13 protein-coding genes are annotated in these 12,647 nt (G+C 31.4%); 3 read left to right on the top strand and 10 right to left on the bottom strand.

Annotated features, from left to right (window positions below):
- Positions 1 to 132: 132 nt before the first annotated feature.
- From LQ609_RS03705 to LQ609_RS12750, 6 genes are all read right to left on the bottom strand, one after another.
- Complete coding sequence (locus LQ609_RS03705; RefSeq protein ID WP_078357298.1) at positions 133 to 1,638, bottom strand: tripartite tricarboxylate transporter permease; 1,506 nt, start codon at positions 1,636 to 1,638, stop codon at positions 133 to 135.
- A gap of 13 nt (positions 1,639 to 1,651) precedes the next feature.
- Positions 1,652 to 2,095: a tripartite tricarboxylate transporter TctB family protein gene (locus tag LQ609_RS03710; RefSeq protein ID WP_078357297.1), complete on the bottom strand. Its 444-nt coding sequence runs from the start codon at positions 2,093 to 2,095 to the stop codon at positions 1,652 to 1,654.
- 13 nt (positions 2,096 to 2,108) lie between these two features.
- Positions 2,109 to 3,089: a tripartite tricarboxylate transporter substrate binding protein gene (locus LQ609_RS03715; RefSeq protein ID WP_239734334.1), complete on the bottom strand. Its 981-nt coding sequence runs from the start codon at positions 3,087 to 3,089 to the stop codon at positions 2,109 to 2,111.
- Between the two features lie 301 nt (positions 3,090 to 3,390).
- Positions 3,391 to 4,884 (bottom strand): FAD-dependent tricarballylate dehydrogenase TcuA, encoded by a 1,494-nt coding sequence (tcuA, locus tag LQ609_RS03720; RefSeq protein WP_078357295.1) that lies wholly within the window; start codon positions 4,882 to 4,884, stop codon positions 3,391 to 3,393.
- A gap of 126 nt (positions 4,885 to 5,010) precedes the next feature.
- Positions 5,011 to 5,877: a LysR family transcriptional regulator gene (locus LQ609_RS03725; protein ID WP_239734335.1), complete on the bottom strand. Its 867-nt coding sequence runs from the start codon at positions 5,875 to 5,877 to the stop codon at positions 5,011 to 5,013.
- Positions 5,878 to 6,199: 322 nt separating this feature from the next.
- A complete protein-coding gene (locus LQ609_RS12750; RefSeq protein ID WP_107510071.1) occupies positions 6,200 to 6,295 on the bottom strand; it encodes an HTH domain-containing protein in 96 nt (31 codons plus the stop codon).
- A gap of 95 nt (positions 6,296 to 6,390) precedes the next feature.
- On the opposite strand from LQ609_RS12750, the gene nfsA reads away from it, so the two are divergent.
- Positions 6,391 to 7,146: an oxygen-insensitive NADPH nitroreductase gene (nfsA, locus tag LQ609_RS03730; protein ID WP_208144099.1), complete on the top strand. Its 756-nt coding sequence runs from the start codon at positions 6,391 to 6,393 to the stop codon at positions 7,144 to 7,146.
- A 347-nt stretch (positions 7,147 to 7,493) separates the two neighbouring features.
- Here the strand turns inward: nfsA and LQ609_RS03735 are convergent, their stop codons facing one another.
- Together LQ609_RS03735 and LQ609_RS03740 are read right to left on the bottom strand one after the other, a co-directional pair.
- The gene (locus LQ609_RS03735; protein ID WP_239734336.1) at positions 7,494 to 8,171 is read right to left on the bottom strand and encodes an ABC transporter ATP-binding protein; all 678 of its coding nucleotides are present in this window, start codon (positions 8,169 to 8,171) and stop codon (positions 7,494 to 7,496) included.
- A 2-nt stretch (positions 8,172 to 8,173) separates the two neighbouring features.
- Positions 8,174 to 9,226, bottom strand: coding sequence for an ABC transporter permease (locus LQ609_RS03740; RefSeq protein ID WP_107510068.1), 1,053 nt, complete (start codon positions 9,224 to 9,226; stop codon positions 8,174 to 8,176).
- Positions 9,227 to 9,455: 229 nt separating this feature from the next.
- Between LQ609_RS03740 and LQ609_RS03745 the strand changes: the two genes are divergently transcribed.
- Positions 9,456 to 9,872: an OsmC family protein gene (locus tag LQ609_RS03745; protein WP_239734337.1), complete on the top strand. Its 417-nt coding sequence runs from the start codon at positions 9,456 to 9,458 to the stop codon at positions 9,870 to 9,872.
- 54 nt (positions 9,873 to 9,926) lie between these two features.
- On the opposite strand, the gene LQ609_RS03750 is transcribed toward LQ609_RS03745, so the two are convergent.
- On the bottom strand, positions 9,927 to 10,826 hold the full coding sequence (locus tag LQ609_RS03750) for a DNA-3-methyladenine glycosylase family protein (protein WP_239734338.1): 900 nt from the start codon (positions 10,824 to 10,826) through the stop codon (positions 9,927 to 9,929).
- A 137-nt stretch (positions 10,827 to 10,963) separates the two neighbouring features.
- On the opposite strand from LQ609_RS03750, the gene LQ609_RS03755 reads away from it, so the two are divergent.
- Complete coding sequence (locus tag LQ609_RS03755) at positions 10,964 to 11,863, top strand: ABC transporter substrate-binding protein (protein ID WP_078357288.1); 900 nt, start codon at positions 10,964 to 10,966, stop codon at positions 11,861 to 11,863.
- A 401-nt stretch (positions 11,864 to 12,264) separates the two neighbouring features.
- Here LQ609_RS03755 and LQ609_RS03760 read toward each other — a convergent pair.
- On the bottom strand, positions 12,265 to 12,647 hold a 383-nt coding region (locus LQ609_RS03760; RefSeq protein ID WP_239734339.1), incomplete at its 5' end, for a transposase.

Consider the following 12,647-nt stretch of genomic DNA (forward strand, 5'->3'; position numbering starts at 1 on the left):
ATAAATGAAAATATTATATATTCATAGTTCTCTTACAAATCGTATTTCATTATAAAAAGCAACTTAGTCAAAAAAAACCCCTCACTACTGCGAGTAATGAGGGGATTGGTGTATAAGTGAATACTATGCTAATTATCCTATTTTTTTCATTTTCTTTCTTTTAGATAATTGTATAATCAGTGGATAAAACAATGCAAAAATAGTCATCAATGATAACACGATACTAATTGGGGATCCCAAAAATATATCTGCTACATTATTATTACTTACTATTAAGCTTTTACGAAAATTCTGTTCCATATCTGAACCTATAATTGCTGCCAAAATCAAAGGTGCAAGTGGAAAATCTAATAATTTCATAACTAATCCAATAATGCCGAAAATAATTAAAATATAGAAATCAGTTATACTATATCCTAATGTATATGTACCGATAAACGCTAGCACCAAAATAATTGGATATAAAACTTTAGGTGGTGTACGTAATATCTTTAGTAATAAGCCTATTAAAGCAATGTTTATAATAACTAAAAATAAATTACCGATAAACATGCTGTTAATGAGTGTCCATATCATTTCAGGTTCGTTTTCAAATAATAAAGGTCCCGGTTGTAAGCCTAACATAACCACCGCACCTAAAATTACAGCTGTTGTCCCTGATCCTGGTACGCCCATCGTTAATAAGGGGATTAAAGCGCCTACTGCAGCCGCATTATTAGAAGCTTCTGGTGCAGCTACGCCTTCTATTTGGCCGTTCCCAAAATTCTTACCATTTTTCGATATTTGTTTTTCTGATGAATAGCTTAACATTGCCGCAATAGCACCACCAGCTCCTGGTAAAACACCGATTAGAAATCCAACTGGACTTTGTCGAAACATAGTACCTCTTGTTCGTTTCCAATCTTCTTTTGATAATTTCATTGATCCTACATCAGCATTAGGTGGTTTCAATGCATCTAAATGCAAATAATTATATAATACCTCTGCTACTGCATATACACCAATGATAACAACTAAGAAGTCGATACCTTCACTTAAGTGAGGATTGTCAAAAGTGAAACGATAAATACTTGATTGTAAATCAACACCTATTGTACTAATAATTAAACCGATACTTGTAGCAATAAAGCCTTTGACCATCTTCCCAGCCGATAAAGTTACAATTGCTGAAAGTGTAAATAAGAATAGTAAAAAATATTCTTGTGGACCAAATTTTAAAGCAAAGTCAGACAACGGCTTAGCCAATATAATAAAACCAAATACTGCAATAATACCCCCAATTAATGAAGCTATGGCTGAGATCGTTAGTGCTTTACCAGCCTCTCCATTTTTGGTCATTGGGTAACCGTCAAATGTAGCTGCAATCGCTGAACCATCACCTGGCGTATTTAATAAAATAGAGCTTCTCGATCCACCGTACATGGCACCATAATAAATTGAAACCATTAAAATCAATGCGCTCACTGGTTCCATACCAAATGTCATAGGTATGAGTACTGCAACCGCAGTCGCAGGTCCTAATCCTGGTAGCATACCTACCACTGTACCTAGAAAACCACCAATAAGCACCCATAATATATTCATTGGATGAAACGCAGTTGATAGTCCTTCTAAAAAACTTCCTGCATCAATTCCCATTTAAATTACCTCCTTAAGGTAAGCTGACATCCAATAATTGTGAAAATGTGTACCATGCAATGCCAGAAAAAATCACCGTAACTAAAATATTTTGTAACCATCTTTTATATCCATTAATTAAGAACATAATGGCACCTAAGAACACAATTGTTGAAATTAAAAAACCGAGACGTTCGAATATTAAAGCGTATATTACTGTTAATACAATTGTTAAGATGATACGTATGAATGTTTTTCTCTCTAGTAATTGCGAAAATGCTATAAATGATTCGTTACGTTTTTTAAATTCTTGAAAGAAATAAGCAATACTCATTATAAGAAGTAATAATCCAACTAACATTGGAAAATACATTGGGCTATTTGGATTACCAATATTTGATTTAGGTATATTTAAAGTCAACACTAAATAAATAACGCCAAATAATATTAATAATATTGGAAAGACAAGTCGTGACATTTATACTCCCCCTTTATTTCATTCCTGAATCTTTGACTAATCCTTTATATTTCTTACGTTGATCTTCTAAAAATTCCTTACTTTCTTTACTGTCTTTGTAAAAGTTTTGCCAATCATTATTCTTTCTTATTTTTTGCCAACTTTTCGATTTCACTACTTTTTTCATAGTTTTATCCCAATAGGCAATTTGTTCTGGTGTCATATCTTTCGGCCCCATCACACCACGCCAATGTGGAAAGACAACATCAACACCCTGTTCTTTCCATGTAGGTACCTCTTCAATACCTTCAACAGGTTCATCAGAAGTCACTGCCAATATTTTTAACTTTCCAATCTGGTGTTGTTCTTTTACTTCAGAGACAGAAGTAGAGGCAACATCTACATGTCCTCCTAATAAAGCGGTTTGTAAGTCTCCACCACTTTTATATACAAGGAAATCTATTTTATCTACATCAACGCCATACGCCTTAGCTGCCTGTACAAAAGCTAAGTGATCATTGTTGCCTAAACCTGGTGCAACACCTATAGTTAAAGATTCTGGATCATCTTTTAGTTTTTCCATCACTTCTTTACCAGAACTTAAGTTAGATTTATTGGATGCTGTTAAACTAATCCATTCAGTTGCTAAAATAGCAATAGGAGTGAGATCATCTGTACTTAAATCACTTAATCCTAATTCGTTATTAGATAATAATAAACTGGAATTAATAGATATAGTGTTCGGTGAACGTGTTTTTAAATATTGCCAACCTATTTCTCCGCCACCTCCAGGTTTATTAATAACATTGACGTTTTGCTTGGTTAAGTTTTCATCCATCATAATTTTTTGGATAGCACGAGCTGTTGTATCCCAGCCGCCTCCAGGTGAAGCCGGTGCAACAATTTCTACCGTTTCATTGGGAAATTGATTATTTGACGCCTTTGAATTATTACCTTTGCCACAACTTGCTAATATAATTGAAAAAACGATGATTAAAATACCCCATCTTTTCATCGAACCACCCCTTATTTTGAAAGCGTTTACAAATATTTGTATGATACTTTATTAAAAATGTTAACCAGAACATAATCAGTCATTAAATACAGTGATTTTTTATAATAGTAAAATGTTAGCTATGTATGCTAATATAATTAGATTATTTATTAAAACATCCAGAGCGATCAAGGGCAAATGCTTCTATAGAATTCATTATGCACGCTTGTCGCTATTGGATATTTATTTGTAACATCTATTCAATTGGGCTATTACAAAGCAAAATAAAACTTGTTTTTTTACAATATATAAAAAACTATGCTCAATTTTCTAATTTGTTCATTTGTACATACTCAGCAGCTGATTTCCCAGCTCTTTTACCAAAAACTGAACCTGACATTAAACCAGATCCTCCTGGATAATTATGATAAAACAATCCCCCTACCATTTCTCCTGCTACAAATAATCCATCTATAGGATTGTTTTGTTCATCTAAAACTTCAGCTTTAGTATTTGTAGAAATACCTCCAAAAGCAAAAGTAATGCCGCATGTAATAGGGAAAGCATAATAAGGTGCTTGGTCAAATTTTAATGCCCAATTCGTCTTTTCTGGGCTAATACCTTTTGTAGATTTACCATCTTTCACACTTGGATTGTAGTCTCCATCTTGAACACTAGAATTATATTTCTCAATCATTTTAATAAAATTATCAGGATTTATCTCCATTTTTATAGCTAGTTCTTCTAAAGTGTCCGCTACAATCTTAGTCGCTTCTTTTAAATTATATTCTTTTCTCAACATAGGGCTGACTTGAGAATCAAAAATTTGAAAAGCTTTTTGATCAGGTTGTCTCAAAGTCTCTTTTCCATATTTTGCATAAGTATAATTTCTAAAATCAGCACCTTCATCTACAAATCTTTCTCCATTTTTATTAATGATTAAGCCCAGTGGATAAGATGATTTTTTATAAATATCACCAGGTTTTGAAAAATCACCCACCTTAGGAGCGTTATAATCTGTAGTATGAGCATGACAACCATCATAGTGACCTGCTTTTTTAGCTCCAATTGCTGTAGCTATTTCTATTCCGTCACCTGTGTTATATTCAGTACCTCTAACAATTGCTTTTTCCCATTCTTCACCTAAGTTTTCAACTCTTTTTTCTATACTCGCTTCAAAACTACCACATGCTAATATAATTGCCTCAGTATTTACAGTTACCCCTTGCTTATTATTATCCAGGTAAGTTACTGCTGATACTTTATTATGATCCATTTTTATTTTATTAACTTCAGCACTATATATAATATCGATACCTAGTTCTTGGGATCTTTCAAATAAAGTGTTCATTAATCCTATCCCTTTATCCACTGTCTTTATAGGCAAGCCACCCCAAAAATTTCTATTTCCATTAATTTCAAAGTACTGATTTTCATTTAATTGAAACTCTACTCCTTGTTTTTTCATCCATAAAATAGTTTCAAATGATTCATTTGATAAAAATTTTGCTAATTCTGGATTACTCTCACCATTAGTTACTTTTAAAATATCTTCATAAAAGTCTTCAGTATTATAATCAGGCATTTGTATTTTTGATAAATCACTTTCTGATAGTGCTGTGACAACTTCATTGATTCCTTGTAAATCATTGTAAGCAAACCTTATTGCTCCATCAGTAAATATTGAATTTCCTCCTCTTTTTTCTTTGGGAGCTTTTTCTAATACAAGCACTTCACTACCATTCTCTTTTGCTGATATCGCTGAACTTAGTGCAGCATTTCCTGTTCCAACTACAATTACGTCATATTTTTTCAAAAATATCCCTCCATAAAAAAAGTAATCTAAAAGTATTTAAATTTAGATTACATAATAAAATAGTAGAAAGGAAATACATATATTCTATTCACTATCATAAAATATTTTTATGACACTTTGCTTATACTAATCAATATACTTATAATATGATTTAATGTGTCTAATAAACTTTTGCATTAATGGATAATCCACTTCTTCCCTATATAATAACCAAGTATCCCTATAAATTATTTCATTCTTTTTGTTTTTTATAGGTATTATATTTAAATTTTCATGGTCTCTGATACCGATATTGGGAGCAATTGCATAACCCATGCCTTTTTCTACTAGCTTCAAACAAGACTCTATGTTATCAATTAACATCGCTTCATTCGGAGGCTCATTGTAAGATTCTTTCCACCAGTTATCAATAGTATTTTGTAATCCTATATCAGTCTTAAAAGCTATCCTTGACTTTGAAGGTAAGTTTTCTATATCAATCTCATCTTTGCTGATTATACATATAGGTTCTTGATCTAATAGAATTTTATAGCCTTTCCAAGATACATCTCCTCTTACTATTGCAAGCGAAACTTCATCAGATGCTATTAATTTATAAATAGATTGGCTCCAAGAAGTAATAATTTTGAATTGAATTTTATTAAAATCATTCGTAAAACTACTAAGTATTTCAGGCAAATCATATCTCGCTAAATTATGAGAAACACCAAGTCTGATTACGCCCTCATTTTCGTTATCTATGCTATGAAGATTATCCTTCATCTCATTGAATCCATTCAAAGTTTTCTTAGCATACTCAACGAGATGAAGACCTTGAGGAGTAAATCTAATGCCTTTTTTAGTACGTATTATTAAAGACACTCCAAGCTCTCGTTCAATAGTATTAATTTTGTAACTTAACGAAGGTTGAGATACATATAACTTTGTCGCAGCCCTTGTAATATTTCTTTCATCATTCAGCGTTTTTATTATTTCTAAATCTCTAAAATCCATAGTTAGTTCCCCTTTCGCGTAAACAAGTGGTGCCATAAAATTATCAAATAACGAAGAAATAGATAAAGGGATTATCCATAAAAACCATATAACTTCATTATGTATAAAAAGTGCTAATATAATAGTACATAAAAATTTAAAAGTAAAAGCTAGGTTTAAAATTTCAGTATTATTAATGAAACGGCTGACTTTACTTAATATATACACCTAAAAAAGAAAAGTTAATAGTGAGTGGATTGGTGTATAAGTGTATACTTATTTTCGTTACATACATTATAACATCATCGTGATTTGGAATGAAAAGTACATAATAGAATAGGATTTAATGATTAATAACCCGATACACTGTAGATCTACTAACTCCTATTTGTTTAGCAATTTCTTCGCCGTTGAGCCTATTGCTCTTGCAGCTTCCAATCCTTTATTTTTTAATCATAAGTCAGCTAAAATGAATAATTCTTATAAATTTGATAACATTTATATATCATATGTATCAAAAAGGAGAACTAAGTAATGAAACAATCTGTATATGATTTAACTCAACAACATAGATCTATTCGCCAGTTTAAAGATGAACCTCTATCTAAAGAAACTGTCCAAAAATTAGTCGAAGCTGGACAAATGGCTTCTACATCTAGCTATGTACAAGCGTATTCTATTATCGGTATTACTGACCCTGAAATTAAGAAAGCTTTAAAAGAAATTTCTGGACAACAACATGTTGTAGACAATGGCTACTTATTCGTTTATGTAATTGATTATTATAGACATAGTTTAATTAATAAAGAAACAAATGGAAATATGGAAACAAGCTTTGAATCAGCGGAAGGTCTTTTAGTAGGCACAATTGATGTTGCATTAGCAGCACAAAATGTAGCACTAACTGCTGAAGATATGGGTCTTGGAATTGTATTTTTAGGTTCTTTACGAAATGATGTTGGTCGTGTAAGTGAAATATTAGACTTACCTGAGCATGTCTTCCCATTATTCGGTATGGCTGTAGGCGTGCCAAGTGACGATGAACAAGGTTCACCAAAACAACGATTACCTTTCGAACATGTTTTTCATGAGAATCAATATAACTCAGACAAAGAACAACAACTTGAACAAATCAAACAATATGACAATGATATTAAAGAGTATTATGAACAACGCTCTAACGGCAAACGATCTGAATCATGGTCCGAACAAATTAGAAAAATGATGAGTCAAAAAACAAGACCAGATATATTAGAGAAATTGAATATTAAAGGGTTTATGAAAAAATAATATCGTATAAATTGGCTAAGTTGATTGGTTAACAGTAAGCTAACGAGCTTGTTTCTCTAGTCTTGCACGTTAGATTTTTTAATGTGCTTGTTCACATTTTCTTGCTCGTTAGAACACTAAATCATCTTTATTTAGTGTTATTTTATACTTTTCTAATGCCTTTTTAGTCGCTAACGAGCTTGTTTTTCTAGTCTTGCACGTTAGATTTTCTAACGTGCTTGTTTACATTTTCTTGCTCGTTAGCGCGATTTCACATTCAACATATTCTATTTTAGTACTAAAAATAAGAGGCGGAGACAAATTATTTGTCTCCGCCTCTTTTCATTATAATACTAGTGTTTTTTATTTTATGATGTTTTATCTTCTATTCTGCCATCACTTAATTTGATCACTTTATCTGCAAATTCAAATACTCTTTCATCATGTGTAATCATAATACCGATTGAATTATTTTCTTTTACATTATTTTTGATCATTTTAACTACTTCATTTGCTCGTTTTGAATCTAAACTTGCAGTTGGTTCATCTGCTAAAATCATTTTTGGTTGGTTCATCCACGCTCTCATTATAGCTACACGTTGCTTTTCCCCGCCTGATAATGCGTTTGGATATGATTTCAATCTATGTGATAAACCTATTTCTGTTAATAATTTTTCTGCTCTTTCTTTTGCAGCTTTTTTACCCATTCCAGCCATTTGACCTACATAAGTTAATTGGTCTGTTACATTTAAATAAGGTATTAAATGTGATGATTGGAAGATAAATCCTATTTGGTTTAATCTCATATCTGTAAGTTTTTTATCTGATAAATTCACATAATCTAAATCATCTAAAGTGATTTCTCCTGAACTCTTACCTAAAAGTCCACCGATGATTGATAATAATGTTGATTTTCCTGATCCAGATGCACCGTTTAATACGATTAATTCACCTTTATCTGCTGTAAATGTAATATCATTTAATACTTGAGTTTTTGCTTCTTTTTCACCGAATGATTTTGTAACATGTTCAACGACTAATCCCATAATTATTCTCCTCCTATAGCTTCTAGTGGTTCAATTTTCATAACTTTAACAAGTGATAATACTGCTCCGATTAATGAAACGACAATGAATACTGCAACCATCAATAACATCAAGTTCGTATTTAGGAAGAATGGCATTGTTACTGGCATCACGCCACCTAAAATTAAAATTACTGCGATTGCTAATGCAACTCCGATTAATGTAATAATTAATATTTGAAGCATTAATGAAGATATTAAATTTTTATTTTTCGTACCGATTGCTTTTAAAATTCCGAATTGACTAGTTTTTTGAATTGTCATTACGTAGAAGAATGCTGTAATAACGATTGCTGAAATTACGAATAAGAATACGATCATCAAGTTTAATGGTTGTTGTTCTGCATTATAACTTGGAATTGAATTTAACATATCATCTTGTGAAATAACTTTTACGTCATCTAATTTGTTGATTTCATCTTTTTGGCTGTCACTTAAACTATCGTAAGCAACAACTGAAATGTGATTACCTTTTAAATCGTTCATTCCATCTTCATTAACGTATGCCATTGAAGTATGTGAGAACATGATATTGTTAGCAAATCCAGAGATTTTAAATGATTGATCTTTATCTGCTATTTTAATTTTGTCCCCTACTTCAAATCCTTCAGCTTTCAATTTCTCGTTTAGTAATACTTCATTGTCACTTTTCGGTATGTGACCTTCTGAAGGATCAGGTTTAATGTTATCTGTAAGTTGTGTAAACATTAAATCTGTTTTACCACTATCTGTTTCAACTTTCTGCATTGCTGTCTTGATTGTGTCACCTTTTGCTACATTGTTAATTGCCTCATCTGATTTATCAGTGATATTTGATTGGCTTAAATTATTGTCTGCGTCACTCGCTATGACATATTCACTTTTATTCCATTGTTCAATTCCTGAAACGTTCTCTTTCGCTAACCCTTGTGCTAATGCTGAAATAAATAATACTAAAAATGCTAATAAGAATAGAATTAAAGTTACAAGTAAGTATTTAAATTTGTAATAAGTAAGTTCTTTAAGTGCTAATTTCATGTTTATCCGTTCCTCTCTCTTAATGTATAAACTTATAATAACGACCCAATGTGAACTGAATATGAACAATAAGACATAAAACAAAAAAACTTTATAAAAAGTTAAAAACTTTGAAGATAGATATAATACAAGCGATTTAATTAATGTTCATTTATAGACAATTTACTAGTGTGCCTTACTTTAAGTTGGTACAATTAAAGCAAATATGAATGATATGGAGGTTATCTTTATGATTAAATCTACATGGCAAGGTAAGAAAACTTTTAAAGCACAATCAAAATTCGGTCATAATATAGTTTCTGATGCCCCTACTGAATCTGGTGGAGATGACAATGGCCCTTCACCAGTTGAATTAATGTTAAGTGGTTTAGCTGGATGTACGGGTATAGATGTTACAAATCTTATGAAAGAACGATTAGCCAATGTTACGAAATTGGAAATTACAGTAGATGATGAGAGAGAAGATATAACATCTCGTGCAGTTAAACATGTAAATTTAATTTTTGATGTTGAAGGCGAAGTTGATTTAAAAAAATTAAAACGCTCAATTACATTAAGTGTAGAAAAGTATTGTACAGTTGCACATTCACTAAAAGCTACAATTGAACCGAAACTTATATTTAATGGTAAAGAGGAAACTTTATAAAAAAACAGTTTGGACTGGGATCTACGTTATTAAACGATTTCCCTATCCAAACTGTTATTTTTTAATATATGGTGCTCGCCAAATATAAAATGTTGCGTAAGAACTCCACATTTCCCATCCTTTATTCAGAGCAATCATTTGTTCTTTTGAAGGCTTTTGCTCTAAATTTAATATAGCTTTCAAAGCATTTTGTAAACCAACATCTCCAATAGGAAAAGCATTCTTAACTCCTATTGACCTCATCATGACATAATGTGCAGTCCACGGCCCAATGCCTCTAATATTAACAAGTGTTTTTTCAATTTCTACCTCATCTTCCATTTTCAATAGCATATCTTTAGTTAACATTTGTGAATGGATTATCTTTGCTACATCGATTAAATATTCAGCTTTTCTTCTAGAAAATTTTAAATCCATCAATTCTTTTACAGTAATTTTGGATATCACATCAACTGTTGGGTGAATATAATATGATTTATTTTCAAACGTCATTTTTTCACCATAACTTTCTACTAATCTCTTCTTCAGTTGATAAGCAAAAGTTAAATTAATCTGCTGTCCAATTATCCCCCAGGAAATAGCTTCAAAAAAGTCAGGTATTCTGATTAATCTCAATCCATATAATTCATTTATTAAAGGTTCCAATATCTCATTTTTTCTACCATATTGATAAAATAAAGATAAATCTGCAGAAAAATCAAACCATTCTTCAATAAAATTTACTAACCTTTCTGTATTTTCAGGTGAGATAGATATATCATTTAAAATTTCTACTATTAAATAGTGGCGTTCATAAGAAATAGACAACAACAATTTAATATCATCAATCTTTATTGCACGATAAATTTTGTCATCCACTATATCAAAGAGCACTTCATTTTCGTCCCTTTTTAAATAAGCTAAACATTGTTCATAGTCGAAAATATCTGGACACTCAATTCTAATTTCTTCCATAAAGCATCACTTCCTTAATTACTCATATTATGAATCATATGTTTTTAATAAACAAATTAGAAATTTTAAAACATAAAATCAATTCATAGAAATTACATGTTATAATTGCAAGTAATTACCAATTAGGAGAGAAAAATATGTCAAAAAAATTATTCGTATTAATCACTACATTGTTACTTATTTTAGCAGCTTGTGGAAATAAAGATGACGATTCATCAAAAAGTAATACACATAAATACAAAACAGACGAAGGTAAAACTGTTGAAATTCCAGATAAGCCAAAACGAGTTGTTGTATTAACAACGGATCAAGGTAGCTTCCAAAAGCTTGGTGTAGATCCAGTTGGGACAGACGCTGATTTCCCTAAATCTAAATATGTAGACGATAAAGATGCTAAACGCGTTGGATCAGAAGACATCGAAGCTGTAACAAAATTAAAACCTGATTTAATCATCACGTATAACGCAAATCCTCAAATTAAAAAATTCGAAAAAATAGCACCTACAGTTCCATTTGATCATAGTAAACGTACATTTAAAGAAGTGCACGTTGAAATCGGGAAATTACTAGGTAAAGAAGATAAAGCAAAAGAACAAGTAAAAGAATTAGAAGACTTAATGTCTAAAGAAGGTAAAACAGTAAAAGAAGAAATCGGTAAAGATAGCACAGTTTCGATTATGGAAGTTGGTCCAAAAGAATTAACTTTAATAGGTAAAAACTTTGGCAGAGGTTCAGAAGTCATCTATCAAGGCTTTGGATTTAAACACCCAGCAGCCGCAGAAAAAGATATACCAAAAGAAGGCTGGTTAACAACTTCATTTGAAAACTTCAGCAAATATACAGGTGATTATTTACTCATACCAACTGAAGACGGTAAAAAACCAACCTCTTCATTAATCGACGGTAGCATTTGGAAAAACACAAAAGCAGTTAAAGAAGATCACGTTTATTATTATCCAAAAAATGAATTTATGTATTCAGACCCAATTTCAATAGAGAAACAAACTGAGTATTTAAAAAATATGCTAACAAAATAATAAATAGGAGGCTAGGACATTTAATGTGTCCTAGCCTCATTATTTTATATTTAATATGATATGTGTTGAATCGCACGATATCTTCTGAGTCTTCGTGCGTTTTGACCGAATTTTGCCTGAATCGCACGATATCTCTGGAGTCTTCGTGCGTTTTAGACTGATTTTGCCTGAATCGCACGATATCTCTGGAGTCTTCGTGCATTTTAGCCTGATTTGACCTGAATCGCACGATATCTCTGGAGTCTTCGTGCGTTTTAAGTCAAGTCCATAATTTTGTGTAATATCTTTAGATGTAATCAACCTTTGGTTTTTCTAGGGTATTAACAAAATATATCTGCTTGGTTTTTAGCTGATATATTTTGTTAATCTCTACTAATTTTAAAAAAAAATTAGTAGTAATTCTAAGTAATAAAAGGTCGTTTTGAACTATCAAAATTTTCTTGGATATCCATAAGTACAGCACCAATTAATCTAAAAGCAGAGTCTAAATTAGGGAAAGTCTTAATGACTTTCTCTCTTTTTCTAACTTGCATATTGATGTTCTCAATAGAATTAGTCGTACGTAAACTTTTATGATGTTGTGCTGGGAACCTATAGAACTGAGCAGCATCTTCGAAGCCTTGATCTAATATATTGAGTGCTTCTGAATACTTTGGATTATTTTGATATTTAGTTATCAGTTCTTCTTTAAGTTGTAATGCATGTTGATAAGTAGGTGCTTTAAAAATAGATTTAAGTAACAGTTTTGCATCTTCAGAATTTTTCTTAGGGAAACGTTCAACAA

This window comes from Mammaliicoccus sp. G-M28 (genome assembly GCF_022386595.1).
Taxonomy (GTDB): Bacteria; Bacillota; Bacilli; order Staphylococcales; family Staphylococcaceae; genus Mammaliicoccus; species Mammaliicoccus fleurettii.

What these genes read in the sequence shown, in the direction of transcription:
- LQ609_RS03745 (WP_239734337.1), top strand. Translation starts at nt 9,456, where the DNA reads ATGATTAAATCTACATGGCAAGGTAAGAAAACTTTTAAAGCACAATCA.
- LQ609_RS03705 (WP_078357298.1), bottom strand. Translation starts at nt 1,638, where the DNA reads ATGGGAATTGATGCAGGAAGTTTTTTAGAAGGACTATCAACTGCGTTT.
- LQ609_RS03755 (WP_078357288.1), top strand. Translation starts at nt 10,964, where the DNA reads ATGTCAAAAAAATTATTCGTATTAATCACTACATTGTTACTTATTTTA.
- LQ609_RS03740 (WP_107510068.1), bottom strand. Translation starts at nt 9,226, where the DNA reads ATGAAATTAGCACTTAAAGAACTTACTTATTACAAATTTAAATACTTA.
- LQ609_RS03715 (WP_239734334.1), bottom strand. Translation starts at nt 3,089, where the DNA reads ATGAAAAGATGGGGTATTTTAATCATCGTTTTTTCAATTATATTAGCA.
- LQ609_RS03735 (WP_239734336.1), bottom strand. Translation starts at nt 8,171, where the DNA reads ATGGGATTAGTCGTTGAACATGTTACAAAATCATTCGGTGAAAAAGAA.
- LQ609_RS03710 (WP_078357297.1), bottom strand. Translation starts at nt 2,095, where the DNA reads ATGTCACGACTTGTCTTTCCAATATTATTAATATTATTTGGCGTTATT.
- LQ609_RS03725 (WP_239734335.1), bottom strand. Translation starts at nt 5,877, where the DNA reads ATGGATTTTAGAGATTTAGAAATAATAAAAACGCTGAATGATGAAAGA.
- nfsA (WP_208144099.1), top strand. Translation starts at nt 6,391, where the DNA reads ATGAAACAATCTGTATATGATTTAACTCAACAACATAGATCTATTCGC.
- LQ609_RS03750 (WP_239734338.1), bottom strand. Translation starts at nt 10,826, where the DNA reads ATGGAAGAAATTAGAATTGAGTGTCCAGATATTTTCGACTATGAACAA.